Source organism: Burkholderia sp. BCC1638, assembly GCF_902833195.1.
Classification (GTDB): domain Bacteria; phylum Pseudomonadota; class Gammaproteobacteria; order Burkholderiales; family Burkholderiaceae; genus Burkholderia; species Burkholderia diffusa.
In genome coordinates, this window is record NZ_CADFEC010000019.1 from 41,534 (window position 1) to 61,770 (window position 20,237).

Sequence of the window (20,237 nt, forward strand, 5' to 3'; positions counted from 1 at the left end):
CGACATGCGCCGCACACCGAAAGGTTGCGGCGCATTTTCTTTGGAGATCGGGAAAGGCGCAGATGGGCCGGGAATGGCGGGGTTGCCGCCGGGATGGGGCCGGTCAGTAATTGCCGTTCGCGAAGCGGGCGATCGGATCGTCCGCAGTGCCGATGCGCGGGCCGAGCGGTGCAGATTGCGTCGACGCACGCAGCACCTGCACGGGCTCGATGCCGCGCGGCGACGTCGCGGCGGCGGCGGGCGGAGGCTCCGCATCGAACGCGGCCGCCTGGGCGGCCGTCAGTGCCGTCGTCGGAATCTGCGTGCCGGTCTCCGTCGGGGCTGCGTTCGCCGTCATCGCGGTCATCTCGCCATTCGCGGACGCCGCCTGCTGCTGGGCTGCCGGCACGCGCGGAGGCGGAGGTTCGTACGGATCGGCGGTCGTGGCGGCTGCCGGGGCGACCGCTGCGGTCGATACGACCGGCACTGCCTGGATGACTGGAGCCGGCGACGGTGCCGCGCCGGCTTGTGACGAAGCGTAGGCCGGCTGTCGCGGCGAGGCGGCTGCAACGACCGGGGCCGGTGCGGCCGTCGGCGCATCGCGCCGTGCCTCGTAGGTCGGTGCATCGAACGGCGTCGGCGTGCCGCGCGGCGGCGCGACGCGGCGAATGCCGTCGAAGCGCTTGGCCCAGTACGGGTTCGTCAGGTAGTCGAGCCGCACGGTGCCGCCGGTCGACGGCGCGTTGACGAAGCGCAGCTTGCCAACGTAAATGCCGACGTGCGAATGCGGGCGGCCGGTCGTATTGAAGAAGATCAGGTCGCCCGGCGCGACTTGGTCGGGGTCGATCGACACGCCGCGGCTGCTCATGTCGGCGGTCGTGCGCGGCAGGTTCACGTCGGCCGCTCGGCCGATCACGTAGCGCACGAGCCCGCTGCAGTCGAAGCCGCTCGTCGGCGTGTTGCCGCCCCAGCGATATGGCACGCCGACGAGGCTCATCGCCTGGATCGAAATCTCTTCCTGACCGACGCTGTGATCGACGAATTTCGGGAAATTGGCGGGCGCCGGGAACGCGCGCGGCGTCGTGATCTTCATGCCGGAGGTGCGCGAGGCCGACTGCGGCGGCACGCTGGAGCAGGCCGCGAGCAGTGAAACGACGGCGACGGGAACCCAGATTCGAAGCATGACAAGGCGGACGAGCGCGGAACGCTCGCGAATCGTATGACAACAGACAGACCCGATGGTAGACGTTCCGGCGGGGCTTAGGCAACCATTCCTGAGAATTTACTTGAAGTTTCGCGCGTAAGTGAGGCTGTTGCGTAACGAAGCGTGACCAACGTTTCCGACCCCAAAAATAAAAACGGCGCTCCGGAAACGGAGCGCCGCATGGCGTTGACGGCTGGCGGGCAGCCGGTCGCGCGTTAGAGGATGTCCGACGCGTAGTCGGCGAGCCGCGAGCGTTCGCCGCGCGCGAGCGTGACGTGGCCGCTATGGCCCCAACCCTTGAAGCGGTCGACGACGTAGGTCAGGCCCGAGCTGCCTTCGGTCAGGTAAGGCGTGTCGATCTGCGCGATGTTGCCGAGGCACACGATCTTCGTGCCGGGGCCCGCGCGCGTGACGAGCGTCTTCATCTGTTTCGGCGTGAGGTTCTGCGCTTCGTCGATGATCAGGTACTTGTCGACGAACGTGCGCCCGCGCATGAAGTTCATGCTCTTCACCTTCAGGCGCGAACGGATCAGCTCCTGCGTCGCCGCGCGGCCCCATTCGCCGGCTGCGTCGTCGGTTTTCTGCAGCACTTCGAGGTTGTCGTCGAATGCGCCCATCCACGGCTGCATCTTCTCTTCCTCGGTGCCGGGCAGGAAACCGATGTCCTCGCCGACGGGCACGGTCGCGCGCGTCACGATGATCTCGTTGTAGCGCTTGTCGTCGAGCACTTGCGCGAGTCCGGCCGCGAGCGCGACGAGCGTCTTGCCGGTGCCGGCCTGGCCGAGCAGCGTGACGAAGTCGATCTCGGGGTTCATCAGCAGGTTCAGCGCGAAGTTCTGCTCGCGGTTGCGCGCGGTGATGCCCCACACGTTGTTCTTGTGGTGGCTGTAGTCGCGCAGCGTCTGCAGCAGCGCCGTCTTCCCGTTCAGCTCGCGGACGATCGCATGGAACGTCGGTTCGCCGTTCTGCGGCTCGAGATAGACGAACTCGTTGACGAGCATCGACGCGACGAGCGGGCCCGTCACGCGGTAATACGTGGTGCCCGTCTTCGTGTCCTGCCAGCTCTCCATGCCCTTCGCGTGCCGGGTCCAGAAGTCCTGCGGCAGTTCGCGCACGCCGGTATAGAGGAGGTCCTTGTCCTCGAGTACCTGGTCGTTGAAGTAGTCTTCCGCGGGCAGGCCGAGCGCGTGCGCCTTGATCCGCATGTTGATGTCTTTCGACACCAGCACGACCTGACGGTCCGGCCGGTCGCGCTGCAGCGCGCGCACGACGCCCAGGATCTGGTTGTCGGCCTTGCCTTCCGGCAGGCCTTCGACGGGCGGAATGTTGGTGAGCGTCGTCTGGAAGTGCAGGCGGCCGAGCGCCTCGCGGCTGCCGAGGCGCGACAGCGGAATGCCGTTCGTGATCAGGCCCGCGTCGGCGACCAGCGCGTCGAGCGTGCGGCTCACCTGGCGCGCGTTGCGCGCGACTTCCGACATCCCCTTCTTGTGGTTGTCGAGTTCCTCGAGCGTCATCATCGGCAGATAGACGTCGTGTTCCTCGAAGCGGAAGAGGCTGCTCGGGTCGTGCATCAGCACGTTGGTGTCGAGCACGAACAGCTTTTGCAGTTCGGCCTCGGCCGGCTTGCGGCTGCGCGACTTCGTCGCGGCGCCGGCATCGCGTGCGGGCGCTGCGGCCGGTTTCCCGGCGGCGGGCTTGTCGTGGCGTGCCTCGACCGGCGCGGCGGGCGCTGCTTCGACCGGCGCCTGCATCGGCTGCAGCAGCGCCGCGGTCTGTTTGGTCTTGCGGCCGCGCGCGGGTGTGCTCGCGGCTTCTTGCGCGGACGACGCGACGGCGCGCAGCGGCGCGGCCGTGTTCGCGGCTTCGGTCATCGGTTGGGCCACGCTGGCCGGGCCATAGTCACCGGCTGTGGATGCGTCCCCTTCGGCGGATTTCTTCGCGGCTTTCGCGGGCCGCGCTTTCGCCTTGTATTCGTCGGGCGGCAGCAGGCTGCCGAGCTTGCTGGGGGGGGTAGGCAAAGGCATGGTGTCCCTCGGGAGGAATCGTGTCGCATGAAGTGCGCCGCTGATCGCATCCTGCGTGACGTACACGCATGCAGTTTGCGCGCGGTGGCGCACAGGAATATCGTCTAGCCGGTTCGCCTAAGTGTCGATCAGCTCCTTGACGGGGTGAGGGCCGGACCGAGGGCCGGCGCGCAGTCCATAAAAAAAGCCGCTGCCCCGTCGACAGGGACATGCGGCTCGGCTGATACCGTCGTAATGCGCGTCAGGTGCCGGAAAGCATCGCAACGGGCACCGGTGCAGCTACGAGAAATATGGGGCGAACTGGCATTCATTGCGGCCCAATATAACGCGGCTCAAAGCGCTTGTACAGCACTTAGCACGTCGTCCACGTGACCGGGCACCTTGATGCCGCGCCATGCCTGGCGAAGCACGCCGTCGGCGTCGATCAGGAACGTCGAACGCTCGATTCCGCGCACTTCCTTGCCATACATTTTCTTCATCTTGATGACATCGAACAGCGCGCACAGCGCTTCGTCGGCGTCGGAGATCAGCGGGAACGGCAGTTCGAGCTTTGCCTTGAAGTTGTCATGCGAGCGCAGGCTGTCGCGCGACACGCCGATGACTTCGGCGCCGGCCTTCTTGAACTTCGGATAGAGATCGCGGAACTGCAGGCCTTCGGTCGTGCAGCCCGGCGTGTTGTCCTTCGGATAGAAATACAGGACGAGCTTCTTGCCCTTCAGGTCGGACAGCGAAATGTCGCCGCCCGTAGCCGGTGCGGTGAAATCGGGAACTTGACGGTCAACTTCGACGGACACGTGTTTCTCCTGTTGTTATGGAAAGGCGCCGCTCGGGCGGCGCGGTACGGCGGGACGTCGCGGCGGCACGCCGCAAGGGCGGGGCCGGCGGCGCCGGCGCGCGCGAACTCAGTCGGGCTGGACGATCAGTTCGCCGGAGCGGCCGGGAATCTCGCCCCACGTGACAGGGTACGATGGCAGCGAGTCGCGGTCCAGCGTCGCGTGGTAATCGCCCATCGTCGCAAACGTATGGCCCTGCGCACGCCACCCGGCGAGCAGCTGCTCGAACACCGGCGCGAGCTTCTGGCCTTCCAGTTCCGCATGCAGCGTGAACACCTGGTCGTGCGGATTGGTCTCCGTGAACTTCAGGATATGTGCGGCGACGTTGTGCGTGTCGATGCCGTCGATGCCGAGCACTTCGTCGAGCGTCGGCAGCGTGGTCGGCATCTGCACGTGCGACAGCGTGCGGCCGCCGACCACGGGCAGGTACGGCGAATGGCCGCGACCGTCGGATGCATAGCGCATCCCCCATGCGTCGATCTGCTCGAACGCCGCGTCGTTCATCTGCCAGCCGGCCGCGCCGTGCGTGACGGGCGGCGCGCCGAAGACGTCGACGAAGCGCGCGTGGCTCTTCTGCATTTCACGCGCGGTCCAGTCACGATCGCGCACGCGCACGTTGTCCTGCCAGTACACGTGATCCCACGTGTGGATCCCGCATTCGAAGCCGGCTTCGTGGATCGCGCGCATGTCCGCGATCGCGCGGCGGCCGATGTCGGGGCCCGGCAGCAGCACGCCGTACATCAGCTGCTTCACGCCGTAATGCTCGACCACCGACGTGCGCGACACCTTCTTCAGGAAGCCGGGGCGGAACACGCGCCGCAGCGCCCAGCCCGTGTGATCGGGCCCGAGGCTGAAGAGGAAGGTCGCGCGCGCACTGAAGCGGTCGAAGATGCGCGCGAGGTTCGGCACGCCTTCGCGCGTGCCGCGCAGCGTGTCGACGTCGATCTTGAGGACGATACGAGCCAAGCGAGCGTCCCGTCAGTTCTGCTGCTCGACCAGCGCGCGCGCGTCGGCGACATGGCCGCGATACGCTTCGAAGATCTTGCGCAGCGCGTCGTCGAATGTCGATTGCGGCGCCCATGCGAGCTCCTGCATCGTGTTGTCGATCTTCGGCACGCGGTTCTGCACGTCCTGATAGCCGTTGCCGTAGTAGGCGCCCGACGTCGTTTCGACGAGCTGCACCTGCTTCGCGGAGCCGGCGTATTCCGGGTATTCGGCGGCCAGTTCGAGCATCTTGTGCGCGAGCTCGCGAACCGAGAAGTTGTTCTTCGGATTCCCGATGTTGTAGATCTTGCCCGACGCGACGCCGTTCTTGTTCTCGATGATCTTCATCAGCGCGCTGATGCCGTCGTCGATATCGGTGAACGCGCGTTTCTGCGAGCCGCCGTCGACGAGGCTGATGTTCTCGCCGCGCACGATGTGGCCGAGGAACTGCGTGACGACGCGCGAGCTGCCTTCCTTCGGCGTGTAGATCGAGTCGAGGCCCGGGCCGATCCAGTTGAACGGACGGAACAGCGTGAAGTTCAGGCCTTCCATCCCGTAGCCCCAGATCACGCGGTCCATCAGCTGCTTCGAGCACGCGTAGATCCAGCGCGGCTTGTTGATCGGGCCGTAGGTGAGTGCCGATGCATCCGGGTCGAACTGCTCGTCCGAGCACATGCCGTAGACCTCGGAGGTCGACGGGAACACGAGGTGCTTGCCGTACTTGACGGCCGAACGCACGATCGGCAGGTTCGCCTCGAAGTCGAGCTCGAACACGCGCAGCGGCTGCTGGACGTAGGTCGCGGGCGTCGCGATCGCCACGAGCGGCAGGATCACGTCGCACTTCTTCACGTGATACTCGACCCACTCCTTGTTGATCGTGATGTCGCCTTCGAAGAAGTGCATCCGCTCGTGGTTGACGAGGTCGCCCAGCCGATCGGTCTGCATGTCCATGCCGAACACTTCCCAATCGGTGGTTTCAAGAATGCGCTTCGACAGGTGATGGCCGATGAAGCCGTTCACACCCAGGATCAGGACTTTTTTTGCTTTCATGAATGACGGGAAGAATGAATGAACTGCGCGAATTCCGCGGGCGTCACGACGGTTTCGCTGCCGTCGCACTGCTGCCACAGCTCGAGAATGGATAGGGCGCGGCTGTCGCCGCAGACGCCGAATAGCGCATTATCGCTTACGTGCAGGCCGGGCGGCAAATCCGCCGCGGCCGCGGCGACCGCGCTGCCGGGCGCCGCGAGGCGCGCGCGGGCGATCACGAACCGCGTGCCGCCGACGTCGGTGAACGCGCCCGGATACGGGGGCGCGACCGCGCGAACCAGGTTGTAGACCTGCGCGGCCGGCTTCGACCAGTCGACGCGGCCGTCCTCCGGCTTGCGCCCGCCGTAGTAGCTGCCGTTCGAGAGATCGTTCGGCAGATGCGGTGCATCGCCCGCGAGCAGCGCGGGCAGCACGCGCCAGAGCGTTTGCTCGGCGGCCACCGTCACCTTGTCGAACACCTGCGTGGCCGTATCGTCCGGCAGGATCGGCACCGCGGTCTGGCCGATGATCGCGCCGGCGTCGGGCTTCGCGGCCATCTCGTGCAGCGTCGCGCCGGTTTCCGTTTCGCCGTTCAGCACGACCCAGTTGGTCGGTACCCGACCCCGGTATTTCGGCAGCAGCGAACCGTGCATGTTGTACGCGCCGCGCGGCGCGATCGCGAGCAGGTCCACCGGCAGCATGTGGCGGTAGTAGAACGAGAAGATGAAGTCCGGCTGCGCGTCGGCTACCGCGCGGCGCAGTGCCGGATCGGTGGGGTCGGCCGGCGTGACGACCGGGATCCCGTGCTCGGCGGCGACGGATGCGACGCTGCCGAACCAGATGTTCTCGTTCGGGTTGTCCTCGTGCGTGACGACGAGCGCGACGTCGACGCCGCGTGCCAGCAACACCTGCAGACACCGCACGCCGACGTTGTGATACGCGAAGACGACGGCGCGCGGCTTCATTGCGACACCCCCGTGCGATTCGTGCCGGCCGGCACCGCCGGCATGCCGTCATGCTGTTCGAGCACGGCCTGGATCAGGTAGCGCGGCCGTGCACGCACCTGCTGGTAGATGCGGCCGACGTATTCGCCGAGCAGGCCGAGCGCGAAGATGATCACGCCGAGCAGGAAGAACGTGATCGCGAACAGCGTGAACACGCCTTGCACTTCCGCGCCGACGATGAAACGGCGCACGAGCAGCAGCACGAACAGCGCGGCGGAGCCGAGCGACAGGATCACGCCGATGAACGACAGCCACTGCAGCGGCACGACCGAGAAGCCCGTCACGAGGTCGAAGTTCAGCCGGATCAGGCTGTACAGCGAGTATTTCGACTCGCCCGCGAAGCGTTCTTCGTGCGCGACCTCGATTTCGGTGGGGTTTTGCGCGAACGTATAGGCCAGCGCGGGGATGAACGTGTTGACTTCGCCGCACACGTTGATCGTGTCGATGATGCGGCGGCTGTACGCGCGCAGCATGCAGCCCTGGTCGGTCATCTTGATCCGCGTGATGCGCTCGCGCAGCCGGTTCATCATCTGCGATGCCTTGCGTCGCCACAGGCTGTCCTGACGCTGCTTGCGGATCGAGCCGACGTAGTCGTAGCCCTCGCGCATCTTCGCGATCAGCTTGCCGATTTCCTCGGGCGGGTTCTGCAGGTCGGCGTCGAGCGTGATGACGATGTCGCCGCGCGACTGCGCGAAGCCGGCGAGGATCGCCATGTGCTGGCCGTAGTTGCCGTTGAGCAGCACGACGCGCGTCGTGTCGGGGCGCACGTGGAACTGGTCCGCCAGCATCGCGGCCGAGCGGTCGCGGCTGCCGTCGTTGATCAGGATCACTTCGTACGACGTGCCGAGTGCGTCGAGTGCCGGGTACAGGCGCGCGAACAGCGCGGCCAGGCCCTCTTCCTCGTTGTACACGGGGATGATGACCGATACCTCCGGGTTCGCGGCGCCCGGATGCCCGGCGCGTGCTTCAAGGTGATTCATGTACGCTTATTTTCCGTATTGTTCGCAAATCTGGTTGACGGCGTCGGCCACGCGACGCACGTCGTCTTCCGTCATCTGGGTGAAGAGCGGCAGCGTGACGGTCGATGCGCCGTATCGTTCGGCGTGGGGGAACATGCCCTTCTTGAAGCCGCGTGCACGATACAGCGTGAAAAGATGGATGGCCGGGTAGTGGACGCCCGTGCCGATCCCGCGTTCCTTCATCTGCGCCATGAAATCGGCGCGCGAGATCGACAGACGGTCGAGCGGCAGCGTGACCTGGAACATGTGCCAGTTGCTGTTCTCGAAATCGGCGACGGGCAGGCCGAGCCCCAGCTTCACGGCCGGGCCGCCGTCGAGCGCGTCGAAGTACGCGCGCACAAGAGCGCGGCGCTGCGCGGTGAAGCGCTCGAGGTGCGGCAGCTGGCCGAGGCCGACGCGCGCGGCGACATCGGTCAGGTTGTACTTGCCGCCGAGCACGTCGCAGTCCATCCCGTCGAAGCCGGTGCGCGTGATGCCCTGCAGGCGGTACTTCTGCGCGAGCGTCGCCTCGTCCTCGTTGTTCAGCACGAGCGCGCCGCCTTCGATCGTCGTCAGGTTCTTGTTCGCGTGGAAGCTGAACGACACGATGTCGCCGATTGCGCCGATGCGCTTGCCTTTCCAGGTCGAGCCGAGCGCCTGCGCGGCGTCCTCGATCACGCGCAGGTTGTGTGCGCGCGCGATTGCGTACAGGCGGTCCATGTCGACCGGCAGGCCGGCCAGGTAGACCGGGATGATCGCCTTCGTGCGCGGCGTGATCGCCTGCTCGAGCTTGTCGAGGTCGATGTTGCGCGTGACGGGGTCGATGTCGGCGAATATGGGCGTCGCGCCCGTTTCGAGAATCACGTTGCTGGTCGACACCCACGACGCCGGCGTCGTGATCACCTCGTCGCCGGGGCCGACGCCCGCGATGCGCAGGCCGATCTCGAGCGTGCAGGTGCCCGAATTGAACGCGCGGACCGGACGGCCGCCGCAGTACTCGGACAGCGCTGCCTCGAATTTCTGGCTTTGCGGGCCGGTGGTGATCCAGCCCGAGCGCAGCACTTCGACGACACCCTGGATGGTTTCCTCGTCGATCTCGGGGCGGGTGAACGGCAGGAACGGAGCGGTAGTCTGGCTCATGAACGCTTGTGGCCTGTAATGGCTGGTAATAAAGGGGTCGGGCGATCCGGCCCGAAACCGGCATTAAACACCGGTTGCCGGATTCGTACCGTGATTTTTTGTAGGCGGACGCTTAATGCCGCCGGGCCGGGGCGCGCTCAACTGCGCGCGAGCACGAGCACGCCGATCAGGATGATGCCGATGCCGACGAGCCGCTGGACCGACAGCACCTCGCCGAACAGGTACCAGGCGGCAAACGCGTTGACCACGTAGCCGAGCGACAGCATCGGGTACGCGATCGACACGTCGACCCGCGACAGCCCGAGAATCCAGACGACCACGCTCAGCACGTAGCAGCCGAGGCCGCCGATGATCGGCAGCTGGGTCGCGATCTTCAGGCCGACCGGGATGATGTTCGCACGGCTGAATTCGAAGTGTCCAACGGCGTTGACGCCGGCTTTCAGCAGGAGTTGCGCACAGGCGTTGAGCATCACGCCGGTGATGATGCAGACGAACGAAACGGGATTCATGCGGCGGGCGTCCTTACGATTGCGGTTTCTCGACGATCACGCGGCGGTTGTCGCGCGCGATCACGCGCATCGGCACGCCTTGCTTGACCAGCGTGTCGTACTGGCCGGGCGGCATGATCGCGAGCGCATGGGTTTCCTGCTTCCAGCGTTCGATCCATTGGTCGACGGTCGGGATCCACTTGTTCGGCTCGACCGAGATTCCGAATGCGAGTTCGTCCTGGCGCTGGACCATGATCGTCGTGTGGCCCATATAGAACGGGAACGTGTGATCGAGCATCTCGATCGAGTAGAACGGCGTGTCGGGCGGCAGCTTCGCCAGCTCGGCGCGCACGGCGGGCGCGAGCAGCGCGCCCGAGCTGTAGCGCCCGAATTCGTCGTGACCGGTGCCGCCGATCGTGCCGAACGCCAGCCACGCGGCGCCGAACGCGGTGATCGCGGCGGCGACGCCCACGCGACGGTTCAGCCATGCGGCCGCGAGCGTCAGCGCGCCCGCGACCGCGAGGCCGGCGTACAGCCACAGCTGGAACGCGCGGTACAGCGCATTCGGCGTGCGGGCGTCGCCCTGATACGCGAGGAAAATGATCCCGAACGCCGCGACGACGAAGAACACGAGGTAGCCGAGCAGGTGACGGCGGAATCGGTCGGCGCTCATCAGCGGCAGGTACGCGCCGATCATCAGCGCGAGCGCGGGCGCGACCGGCAGCACGTACGAGATCAGCTTCGAATGCGATGCGCTGAAGAACAGGAAGATGAACGCGCTCCAGATCAGCAGCACGAGCATCGGGGAGAAGCCGTTCGGCTGACGCGGCATGCGCAGTGCATGGCGGAGGCTCTGCCACGCGACCGACAGCCACGGCAGGAAGCCGACCAGCAGCACCGGCACGAAATAGTAGAGCGGGCCCGGGCGGTTCTGTTCCGGGGTCAGGTAGCGGCGGAACTGCTGGACGATGAAGAAGAAGTTGAAGAACTCGGGGTTGCGCTGCTGGACGAGCACGAACCACGGCGTGACGATCGCGAAGAAGATCACGAGCCCGCTGACCAGATACAGCCGCTTCCACAGCGCCCAGTCGCGGGCGATCAGCGTATAGAGCACCAGCACGGCGCCGGGCAGGATCAGACCGACGAGGCCCTTGGACAGCACGGCGAACGCCATCGCGGCCCAGCATGCCCACATCCAGCCGCGCGCCGCGCCCGCCTGCAGCCCCGGCCGCTGCGCGAGCAGCAGCGAGCAGAGCGACAGCGTCATCCAGAACGCGAGCCCCATGTCGAGCGCGTTGAAGTGGCCCATCAGGTTCCAGTACGGCGAGCACGCGAGCACCACGGCCGCGAGGAAGCCGGACAGCGGGTTGAACAGGCGCGCGCCCGTGAAGCCGACCAGCAGCACGCCGGCGAAGCTGGCGAGGCCCGTGTAGAGGCGCGCCTGCCATTCGCCGATGCCGAACCACGCGAACGTCAGCGCGTTCAGCCACGTTTGCAGCGGCGGCTTCTCGAAGTACTTGTAGCCGTTGTAGCGCGGCGTGATCCAGTCGCCGGTGACGAACATTTCCCGCGCCATTTCCGCGTAGCGGCCTTCGTCGCTCGGGATCAGGTGGCGCAGCCCGAGCGGCGCGAACCAGACGATCGCGAGCGCGACGAGCAGGAGGACGAGCGTGATGCGGTTGAGCGGTAGCCTCGACGGCGTATCGTTCATGGATTTTCAGCCTGTTGGTTGTTGTGAGAGCCGCCGGCGGGTTGCGCCGGGGCGGTCGGCTTGCCGGTCATCGACCCGGACGACGATCCGGGGATCGACCCGGTGTGCCGGCCCGAGTTTTACCGCAACAGTGATTAACGTTCAATTAAGAGCGCGGCGGCGACCTTGCGGCCCTCGGCCATCAGGATGTTGTAGGTGCGGCAGGCGGCCTGGAAATCCATCGTCTCGACGCCGATCCGCTTGGCCGTGAGCGCGGCCACGAGGCGCGGGTGCGGGAAGCGCAGCCGCGCGCCGCTGCCGAAGATCACGAGCTCGGGCGCCGGGTCGAGCAGCATCGCGAAATGCTCGGGCGCGAGCGCGTCGAACGACGACACGGGCCAGTCCCGCACCGGTGCGCCGGGCAGCACGATGACGCTTCCTTCGTGGCGTTGGAGGTTGACGTCGACATAATCGGGGCCGTAGCCGGTGACGGTGTTGAGCGCGCCGCTCGCGTCCTGGTGCAGTTTCAAATCGGTATTCCGCGGTTCCGTGGAGGGAGTGTCTGGCAAGGGCCGCACGGGCCCGGGCGGCCGGTTTCGCGACCGCCGCGCGCGGGACGCCTGACGGCGCGGGCCCGGAGCGGCCATGGTGCATTGCGAAAGTCGGCCAAAATCCGCTAAATTATAACTTTTTGGTCGCCCCCGGGCGCCACTTGCATCGTGCGTCGCCACAAGCCGCGTCCGACCGCCCGCATTTTCCCCAGTCTAGACAGCGCGCACAGACCGGCCGCTCTCCAGTTTTGATCCCGTCCCCCGGCCGCAAGGCCAACCCAGGAACCGTGTCGTCGTGAAACCGATTCAGAAGTCGAACAAGCTGCTCAACGTCTGCTACGACATCCGTGGCCCGGTGCTCGAGCACGCGAAGCGCCTCGAGGAAGAAGGCCACCGCATCATCAAGCTGAACATCGGCAACCTCGCGCCGTTCGGTTTCGACGCGCCGGACGAAATCATCCAGGACATGATCCGCAACCTGCCGGCGTCGTCCGGCTATTCGGATTCGAAGGGCGTGTTCTCGGCCCGCAAGGCCGTGATGCACTACACGCAGCAAAAGGGTGTCGTCGGCGTCGGTCTCGACGACATCTACATCGGCAACGGCGCGTCCGAACTGATCGTGATGGCGACCCAGGCGCTCCTGAACGACGGCGACGAAGTGCTGCTGCCGGCGCCCGACTACCCGCTGTGGACGGCCGCCGTGAGCCTGTCGGGCGGCACGCCCGTGCATTACGTGTGCGACGAGCAGAACGCGTGGATGCCCGACCTCGACGACATCCGCCGCAAGATCACGCCGAACACCAAGGCGATCGTCGTGATCAACCCGAACAACCCGACCGGCGCGCTTTATTCCGACGAATTGCTGCGCGATCTGCTCGAGATCGCGCGCCAGCACGGGCTGATCGTGTTCGCCGACGAGGTCTACGACAAGATCGTCTACGACGGGCTCGAGCACACGGCGCTGGGCTCGCTGTCGGAAGACGTGATCACCGTCACGTTCAACAGCCTGTCGAAGAGCTATCGCTCGTGCGGCTATCGCGCGGGCTGGATGGCCGTGTCGGGCCTCGGCGGTGACAACCGCCGGCGCGCGAAGGATTATCTGGAAGGGCTCGGGATCCTGTCGTCGATGCGCCTGTGCGCGAACGTGCCCGGGCAGTTCGCTATCCAGACCGCGCTCGGCGGCTACCAGAGCATCAAGGAGCTGATCGTGCCGAGCGGGCGCCTGTACAAGCAGCGCGAGCTGGCGTACGACATGCTCACGTCGATTCCGGGCGTGACCTGCGTGAAGCCGCAGGCCGCGCTGTACATGTTCCCGCGTCTCGATCCGAAGCTTTATCCGATCCAGAACGACCAGCAGTTCATCCTCGACCTGTTGCTCGAGGAACGCGTGCTGCTCGTGCAGGGGACGGGCTTCAACTGGGCGGCGCCGGATCACTTCCGCGTGGTCTTCCTGCCGAACCTCGACGACCTGACCGATTCGATCAACCGGATCGCGCGTTTCCTCGACGGCTACCGCAAGCGCCATTCGGTCTGAGCGGACAAGGTCCCCGGCATTCATTCACTCTTACTCATCGATCACACGCAGCATGGAACCGATCAAAGTTGGCCTGTTGGGCTTCGGCACCGTCGGCAGCGGCACCTTCACGGTGCTGCACCGCAACCAGGAAGAAATCAAGCGACGCGCGGGGCGCGGCATCGAGGTCGCGCGCATCGCGGTGCGCAACCCGGCCAAGGCGCAGGCCGCGCTCGGCGGTAACGCCGGCGCCGCGCAGATCACCGACGATTTCAATGCGGTCGTCGACGATCCGTCGATTTCGATCATTGCCGAGATGATCGGCGGCACGGGCATCGCGCGCGAGCTCGTGCTGCGCGCGATCGCGAACGGCAAGCACGTCGTGACGGCGAACAAGGCGCTGCTCGCGGTGCATGGCACCGAGATCTTCGAGGCCGCGCGCGAAAAGGGCGTGATGGTCGCGTTCGAGGCGGCCGTCGCCGGCGGCATTCCGATCATCAAGGCGCTGCGCGAAGGCCTGACCGCGAACCGCATCCAGTACATCGCCGGCATCATCAACGGCACGACGAACTACATCCTGTCGGAAATGCGCGATCGCGGCCTCGACTTCGCAACCGCGCTGAAGGCCGCGCAGGAGCTCGGTTACGCGGAAGCCGATCCGACCTTCGACATCGAAGGCGTCGACGCCGCGCATAAGGCGACCATCATGAGCGCGATCGCGTTCGGCGTGCCGGTCCAGTTCGACCGCGCGTACGTCGAAGGCATCAGCAAGCTCGACGCGACCGACATCCGCTACGCGGAAGAGCTCGGCTACCGGATCAAGCTGCTCGGCATCACCCGCCGCGCCGAAAACGGCATCGAGCTGCGCGTGCATCCGACGCTGATTCCCGAGAAGCGCCTGCTCGCGAACGTCGAGGGTGCGATGAACGCGGTCGTCGTGCACGGCGACGCGGTCGGCACGACGCTGTATTACGGCAAGGGCGCGGGCGCGGAACCGACCGCGTCGGCGGTCGTCGCGGATCTCGTCGACGTCACGCGCCTGCACACGGCCGACCCCGAGCATCGCGTCCCGCATCTCGCGTTCCAGCCGGACAGCCTGTCGAACACGCCGATCCTGCCGATCGAGGAAGTGACGAGCGGCTACTACCTGCGCCTGCGCGTGGCCGACCAGACGGGCGTGCTCGCGGACATCACGCGCATCCTCGCCGCGACGGGCATTTCGATCGACGCGCTGCTGCAGAAGGAATCGGAGCAGGTCGACGACGCGAACGGCGAAACCGACATCATCCTGATCACGCACGAGACGCTGGAGAAGCACGTGAACGCGGCGATCGCGCAGATCGAAGGCCTCGCGACGGTGGTCTCGAAGGTGACGAAGCTGCGCATGGAAGCGCTGAACTGAGGACCAGGAACGACATGAACTACATCTCCACGCGCGGCGCCGGCATCGGCGAGCGCCACACGTTCTCCGACATCCTGCTCGGCGGTCTCGCGAAGGACGGCGGGCTGTACCTGCCGGCCGAGTACCCGAAGGTGTCGGCCGACGAACTGGCCCGCTGGCGCACGCTGCCGTACGCGGATCTCGCGTTCGAGATCCTGTCGAAGTTCTGCGACGACGTGCCGGCCGACGACTTGCGCGCGATCACGCGCCGCACGTATACGGCCGCCGTGTACAGCAACACGCGCCACGGCGAGAACGCGTCCGACATCACGCCGCTGAAGACGCTCGGCAGCGAGAACGGCGCGCCGATCTCGCTGCTCGAACTGTCGAACGGCCCGACGCTCGCGTTCAAGGACATGGCGATGCAGCTGCTCGGCAACCTGTTCGAGTACACGCTCGCGAAGCACGGCGAAGCGCTGAACATCCTCGGCGCGACGTCGGGCGACACGGGCAGCGCGGCCGAATACGCGATGCGCGGCAAGGCCGGCGTGCGCGTGTTCATGCTGTCGCCGCACAAGAAGATGAGCGCGTTCCAGACCGCCCAGATGTTCAGCCTGCAGGATCCGAACATCTTCAACCTCGCGGTCGAAGGCGTGTTCGACGACTGCCAGGACATCGTGAAGGCCGTGTCGAACGATCACGCGTTCAAGGCGCAGCAGAAGATCGGCACCGTCAACTCGATCAACTGGGCGCGTGTCGTCGCGCAGGTCGTGTACTACTTCAAGGGCTATTTCGCGGCGACGACGTCCAACGACGAGCGCGTGTCGTTCACGGTGCCCTCGGGCAACTTCGGCAACGTCTGTGCGGGTCACATCGCGCGGATGATGGGCCTGCCGATCGCGAAGCTCGTGGTCGCGACCAACGAGAACGACGTGCTCGACGAGTTCTTCCGCACCGGCGCATATCGCGTGCGCAGCGCGGAAAACACGTATCACACGAGCAGCCCGAGCATGGACATCTCGAAGGCGTCGAACTTCGAGCGCTTCGTGTTCGACCTGCTCGGCCGCGATCCGGCACGCGTGATGCAGCTGTTCCGCGACGTCGAGGAGAAGGGCGGTTTCGATCTCGCGGCGAGCGGCGACTTCGCGCGCGTCGCCGAGTTCGGCTTCGTGTCGGGTCGCAGCAGCCACACGGACCGCATCGCGACGATCCGCGACGTGTTCTCGCGCTACGACACGATGATCGATACGCACACGGCCGACGGCGTGAAGGTCGCGCGCGAGCACCTCGACGCGGGCGTGCCGATGATCGTGCTCGAGACGGCCCAGCCGATCAAGTTCGGCGAGACGATCCGCGAGGCGCTCGATCGTGAGGCCGAGCGGCCGGCCGCATTCGACGGGCTCGAGGCGCTGCCGCAGCGTTTCGAGGTCGTGAAGGCCGATGCGCAGCAGGTGAAGGACTTCATCGCCGCGCATACGGGCGCATAACGTAGCACCCGGAGCAGCGCCGGGCCGCGGGGTCGCAAGCTCCGCGACTCAGGACGGCCGGAATGCCGATTCGTCGCACGGATCGGGGTTCCGGCCGTTTCGCTTGGTGGCGGCCGCGCGCGGGCGCGTTGCCGGATGGCGCGCGAAACAAGTGCCAGTGCAGCGCGATCGCGCCGATCACAGTTGCCGCATGTCCGGCATATCGCGCGTGGGCGCGATGGCGTCGCTACAATGACGTATTGATTCCAACGATCCCCGATTCCATCGATGTCGAACCCGAATCCCGCGGCGCCGCGCGCGCCGATGCTGTCGACCGCCGAAGCGCTCTCCGCGCTGCTCGAAGCCGCGAAGCCGCTGCACGGCGCCGAAACCGTCGCCACGCTCGACGGTCTCGGCCGTGTGCTGGCGGCCGACGTGAGCTCGCCGCTCGACGTGCCGCCGATGCATACGAGCGCGATGGACGGCTATGCGGTGCGCGTCGCTGACCTGCTGCACGGCGAGCGGCGCCTGCCGGTGTCGCAGCGGATCCCGGCCGGCCACCCGGCCGCGCCGCTCGCGGCGGGCACGGCCGCGCGGATCTTCACCGGCGCGACGGTGCCGCCCGGCGCCGACGCCGTCGTGATGCAGGAGCAGACGTCGGCCGACGGCGATGCGGTCGAAATCCTCCACACGCCGAAGGCCGGTGAATGGATCACCGCGCAGGGCGCGGACATCCGCCAGGGCTCGGTGATCCTGCCGGCCGGGACGCGGCTCACGCCGCAGGCGCTCGGGCTGGCCGCGTCGGTCGGCTGCGCGCAGCTGTCGGTCGCGCGGCGGATTCGCGTCGCGGTGTTCTTCACCGGCGACGAACTGACGATGCCGGGCGAGCCGCTGAAACCCGGCGCGATCTACAATTCGAACCGCTTCACGCTGCGCGGGCTGCTTGAGCGGCTCGGCTGCCATGTGACCGACTTCGGGATCGTGCCCGACTCGCTCGCCGCGACCCGCGACACGCTGCGCGAGGCCGCGCGCGATCACGACGTGATCCTGACGAGCGGCGGCGTATCGGTCGGCGACGAGGATCACGTGAAGCCGGCCGTCGAGGCCGAGGGGCGGCTCGCGCTGTGGCAGATCGCGATGAAGCCGGGCAAGCCGCTCGCGTTCGGCGCGGTGCGCCGCGGCGACGCGCGTCCCGACGCGCATTTCATCGGGCTGCCGGGCAATCCCGTGTCGAGCTTCGTCACGTTCCTGCTGTTCGTGCGGCCGTTCCTGCTGCGCCTGTCCGGCGTGCGCGACGTCGCGCCGCGTGCGCTGTCGCTGCGCGCGGACTTCTCGCAAAGCAAGGGCGATCGGCGCAACGAATTCCTGCGCGCGCGCGTCAACGCGGCCGGCGGCCTCGACCTGTTCCCGAACCAGAGCTCGGCGGTGCTGACGTCGACGGTCTGGGGCGACGGCCTGATCGACAATCCGCCGCAGCACGCGATCAGCGCGGGCGAGACCGTGCGTTTCATTCCGTTTTCCGAACTGCTGTCGTAACGCGACGGCTTCCTGACCCATGAAGATTCAACTGAAATTCTTTGCAAGCGTGCGCGAGGCGCTGGGCGTGTCCGACGAACAGGCTGACGTGCCGGACGGCGTGACGACCGTTGGCGACGTGCGCGCATGGCTGCGCCTGCGCGGCGGCGCGTGGGCCGAGACGCTCGCCGAAGGGCGCGCGTTGCGCATGGCATGCAATCACGAGATGACCGACCCCGATACGCGGCTCACCGATGGTTGCGAGGTCGCATTTTTTCCGCCCGTGACGGGCGGTTGAGCTTTGCGTGGGACCAGAGTAAAGCGCTGAAGCGCTAACTCTGGTCGACCGCGAAGCATGGGACCAGAGTAAAGCGCTAAAGCGCTAACTCTGGTCGACAGAGGCAGACGATGGCTACGGTACGAGTACAGACTAACGATTTCGACCTGAACGCCGAGGTGGCGGCGCTGCGCGCGCGCAACCCGAAGATCGGCGCGGTCGCCTGCTTCGTCGGCACCGTGCGCGACCTGAACGAAGGCGATTCGGTCGCCGCGATGGAACTCGAGCACTATCCGGGGATGACCGAGAAGGCGCTCGAGAAGATCGCCGCCGAGGCCGCCCGGCGCTGGCCCGGGATCGACGTCGCGATCGTGCATCGCGTCGGCCGGCTGCTACCGCTCGACCAGATCGTGATGGTCGCGACGGTCGCATCGCATCGCGGCGATGCGTTCGCGTCGTGCGAGTTCGTGATGGACTACCTGAAGACCGAGGCGCCGTTCTGGAAGAAGGAAACGACGCCGGACGGCGAGCGCTGGGTCGACGCCCGCAGCACCGACGATGCGGCGCTCGCGCGCTGGGGCGTCGAATCGGGCAACACGCCGCGTTGAGCGCGGCGTTCGTGTCGTGCGGCGACGTGCCGCAGGCACTCAAGCGCTCCGGCGCTGCGAATCGTCGTGTCAAGCGCCCGGATCGGTTCCGCGCCCGATGATCTTCGTCGGAAACGGCTCGCCGCGGGCGCGTGACGGCAGCGCATGCGGATCGTCGCCCGTGTCCCGACGACGTGGCGCGATCGCGTCGAGCAGCGCCTGCTGCTCGGGCGGAATCTGATAATCCCAGCCGAAGCGGCTCAACTGCAGACTCTGCGCGATGCGCAGCGCGGGCTCCATGAAGCGGATGGCCGCGGGCGGCGTGTAGCGCCCCTCGACGGTCTTCAGGAACAGCGACAGCCAGCGGCTGAAATGCGCGGGCTCGATCCCGTCGAGAGGCTGGTGCGCCTGCTGCACGTTGCCGCGATAGCCCTTGGTGCCGAGCACGAGGCTCGACCAGAAGCTCACCATCTTCGGCAGATGGTCGTCCCAGCGGCCGTTCAGCTTCGCGTCGAACACGGGGCCGAGCAGCGGATCGGCGCGCACGCGGTCGTAGAACGCGTACACGAGGTCACGGATGTTGTCTTCGGTCGGTTCGGCGTCGCGAGGGCGGGCCGGGGTGGTTTCGGGCGAGGCGGGCAGAGCGGTCATGGCAAAAAGGGCCGGGAAATCAGGGCGTCGGCGTCGTGTCGGCGGAACGGCAGCGTGGGCAACGCGCAGGACGCCGACAGAATTTTCACGCAAAATAGCGTCCACCGATGCCTGAAAAATGCGTAGGTGCCATGCATCTTATTGCGCGCCGGCCGTCCCGGCAACCCGGCGCCGTCAAGCGGACCTCGAGAACCGTCCCGACGCGCGTTTCGATTGATCTGGCCCGCTTGATCGGGGCGCGATCGATCATTTTCCGTATTCGCTCATGAGACTCACCGACTACACCGACTATTCGCTGCGCGTCATGCTCTACCTGGCCGTGCGCGGCGAGGGGCTCGCGACGATCCAGGAGATCTCGGACGCCTACGGCATCTCGAAGAACCATCTGATGAAAGTTGTGCAGCAGCTCGGCGAGCTCGGCTGGGTCGATACCGTCCGCGGCCGCAACGGCGGGCTGCGGCTGTTTCCCGATTCGCTGAAGCTGACGGTCGGCCAGGTGGTGCGTGCGACCGAGAACGATTTCGCGCTGGTCGGCTGCTTTGCGCCCGACGGCGACGAATCGCGCGGCTGCGTGATCGAGCCGCAGTGCCGCCTGAAGGGCGTGCTGGCGGCCGCGCGCGACGCATTCTTCGCCGAACTCGACCGTCACACGCTCGGCGAACTGACCGTGCCCGCGTCGCCGCTCATGGCGCTGCTGGGCATTCGTCCGATCGCGCTGGTGCGTGCCGAGCCGTCCGGGGATGACGCGCCGGCATCCGCCGCCTCGCCGTCGAAGGTCGGCTGACGCGCCGGCGCCATCGCCGCCATCCGTGCGGCGGCCGGCCCGCAGGCCGCTGCATCGCCAGCCGGCGATTTTTGCGCTGAATCAACCCGAATTTCGCTTGAAACCCGTATAACCATCCACATCTTGGTGTTAATCGAAA

At 66.6% G+C, this 20,237-nt stretch carries 19 protein-coding genes and 1 pseudogene; 8 read left to right on the top strand and 12 right to left on the bottom strand.

What is annotated here, in order from left to right; translation table 11 throughout:
• Window positions 1-103: 103 nt before the first annotated feature.
• Window positions 104-1,162, bottom strand: coding sequence for a C40 family peptidase (locus HWX22_RS21345; protein ID WP_175916348.1), 1,059 nt, complete (start codon window positions 1,160-1,162; stop codon window positions 104-106).
• A 236-nt stretch (window positions 1,163-1,398) separates the two neighbouring features.
• Window positions 1,399-3,207: a PhoH family protein gene (locus HWX22_RS21350; protein WP_175908910.1), complete on the bottom strand. Its 1,809-nt coding sequence runs from the start codon at window positions 3,205-3,207 to the stop codon at window positions 1,399-1,401.
• Between HWX22_RS21350 and HWX22_RS32380 the strand changes: the two are divergent.
• Window positions 3,103-3,347 (top strand): annotated as a pseudogene (locus HWX22_RS32380) (hypothetical protein); the annotation flags it as partial. The gene HWX22_RS21350 and the pseudogene HWX22_RS32380 overlap by 105 nt on opposite strands.
• Window positions 3,348-3,539: 192 nt before the next feature.
• On the opposite strand, the gene HWX22_RS21355 reads toward HWX22_RS32380, so the two are convergent.
• From HWX22_RS21355 to HWX22_RS21395, 9 genes are all read right to left on the bottom strand, one after another.
• Window positions 3,540-4,001 carry a peroxiredoxin gene (locus tag HWX22_RS21355; RefSeq protein WP_006756046.1) on the bottom strand — a complete coding sequence of 154 codons (462 nt, stop codon included), beginning with the start codon at window positions 3,999-4,001 and terminating at the stop codon, window positions 3,540-3,542.
• Between the two features lie 108 nt (window positions 4,002-4,109).
• Entirely contained in the window at window positions 4,110-5,006 is an 897-nt protein-coding gene (locus HWX22_RS21360; RefSeq protein WP_059529808.1) for a polysaccharide deacetylase family protein, read from the bottom strand.
• 12 nt (window positions 5,007-5,018) lie between these two features.
• The gene (locus tag HWX22_RS21365) at window positions 5,019-6,074 is read right to left on the bottom strand and encodes a bifunctional UDP-4-keto-pentose/UDP-xylose synthase (protein ID WP_059529811.1); all 1,056 of its coding nucleotides are present in this window, start codon (window positions 6,072-6,074) and stop codon (window positions 5,019-5,021) included.
• Window positions 6,071-7,018 carry a formyltransferase gene (locus tag HWX22_RS21370; RefSeq protein ID WP_175916349.1) on the bottom strand — a complete coding sequence of 316 codons (948 nt, stop codon included), beginning with the start codon at window positions 7,016-7,018 and terminating at the stop codon, window positions 6,071-6,073. Before HWX22_RS21370 ends, HWX22_RS21365 begins: the two co-directional genes overlap by 4 nt.
• Window positions 7,015-8,037: a glycosyltransferase gene (locus HWX22_RS21375; protein ID WP_059529818.1), complete on the bottom strand. Its 1,023-nt coding sequence runs from the start codon at window positions 8,035-8,037 to the stop codon at window positions 7,015-7,017. Before HWX22_RS21375 ends, HWX22_RS21370 begins: the two co-directional genes overlap by 4 nt.
• 6 nt (window positions 8,038-8,043) lie before the next feature.
• A complete protein-coding gene (locus tag HWX22_RS21380; RefSeq protein WP_175916350.1) occupies window positions 8,044-9,195 on the bottom strand; it encodes a DegT/DnrJ/EryC1/StrS aminotransferase family protein in 1,152 nt (383 codons plus the stop codon).
• Between the two features lie 137 nt (window positions 9,196-9,332).
• On the bottom strand, window positions 9,333-9,704 hold the full coding sequence (locus HWX22_RS21385) for an EamA family transporter (protein ID WP_014896865.1): 372 nt from the start codon (window positions 9,702-9,704) through the stop codon (window positions 9,333-9,335).
• A 13-nt stretch (window positions 9,705-9,717) separates the two neighbouring features.
• Window positions 9,718-11,394, bottom strand: a complete 1,677-nt coding sequence (locus tag HWX22_RS21390; RefSeq protein ID WP_059693280.1) for a glycosyltransferase family 39 protein — start codon at window positions 11,392-11,394, stop codon at window positions 9,718-9,720.
• Window positions 11,395-11,528: 134 nt separating this feature from the next.
• On the bottom strand, window positions 11,529-11,903 hold the full coding sequence (locus tag HWX22_RS21395; protein WP_059817584.1) for an Mth938-like domain-containing protein: 375 nt from the start codon (window positions 11,901-11,903) through the stop codon (window positions 11,529-11,531).
• 316 nt (window positions 11,904-12,219) lie between these two features.
• Here HWX22_RS21395 and HWX22_RS21400 point away from each other — a divergent pair, with 316 nt between their 5' ends.
• The 6 genes from HWX22_RS21400 (at window position 12,220) to HWX22_RS21425 (ending at window position 18,684) form a co-directional block, all read left to right on the top strand.
• A complete protein-coding gene (locus HWX22_RS21400; RefSeq protein WP_175908914.1) occupies window positions 12,220-13,458 on the top strand; it encodes a pyridoxal phosphate-dependent aminotransferase in 1,239 nt (412 codons plus the stop codon).
• Window positions 13,459-13,510: 52 nt separating this feature from the next.
• Complete coding sequence (locus tag HWX22_RS21405; RefSeq protein WP_059529834.1) at window positions 13,511-14,839, top strand: homoserine dehydrogenase; 1,329 nt, start codon at window positions 13,511-13,513, stop codon at window positions 14,837-14,839.
• A 14-nt stretch (window positions 14,840-14,853) separates the two neighbouring features.
• Window positions 14,854-16,305 carry a threonine synthase gene (thrC, locus tag HWX22_RS21410; RefSeq protein WP_175908916.1) on the top strand — a complete coding sequence of 484 codons (1,452 nt, stop codon included), beginning with the start codon at window positions 14,854-14,856 and terminating at the stop codon, window positions 16,303-16,305.
• 267 nt (window positions 16,306-16,572) lie between these two features.
• The gene (gene glp / locus HWX22_RS21415) at window positions 16,573-17,820 is read left to right on the top strand and encodes a gephyrin-like molybdotransferase Glp (protein WP_175908917.1); all 1,248 of its coding nucleotides are present in this window, start codon (window positions 16,573-16,575) and stop codon (window positions 17,818-17,820) included.
• Between the two features lie 19 nt (window positions 17,821-17,839).
• Window positions 17,840-18,097, top strand: a complete 258-nt coding sequence (moaD, locus tag HWX22_RS21420) for a molybdopterin converting factor subunit 1 (RefSeq protein WP_006758354.1) — start codon at window positions 17,840-17,842, stop codon at window positions 18,095-18,097.
• A gap of 110 nt (window positions 18,098-18,207) precedes the next feature.
• Window positions 18,208-18,684 (top strand): molybdenum cofactor biosynthesis protein MoaE, encoded by a 477-nt coding sequence (locus tag HWX22_RS21425; protein WP_059693276.1) that lies wholly within the window; start codon window positions 18,208-18,210, stop codon window positions 18,682-18,684.
• Window positions 18,685-18,753: 69 nt separating this feature from the next.
• Here the strand turns inward: HWX22_RS21425 and HWX22_RS21430 are convergent, their stop codons facing one another.
• Window positions 18,754-19,314 (bottom strand): group III truncated hemoglobin, encoded by a 561-nt coding sequence (locus tag HWX22_RS21430; RefSeq protein ID WP_175916351.1) that lies wholly within the window; start codon window positions 19,312-19,314, stop codon window positions 18,754-18,756.
• A 265-nt stretch (window positions 19,315-19,579) separates the two neighbouring features.
• On the opposite strand from HWX22_RS21430, the gene HWX22_RS21435 reads away from it, so the two are divergent.
• On the top strand, window positions 19,580-20,098 hold the full coding sequence (locus tag HWX22_RS21435) for an Rrf2 family transcriptional regulator (protein ID WP_059529849.1): 519 nt from the start codon (window positions 19,580-19,582) through the stop codon (window positions 20,096-20,098).
• Window positions 20,099-20,237: the final 139 nt, after the last annotated feature.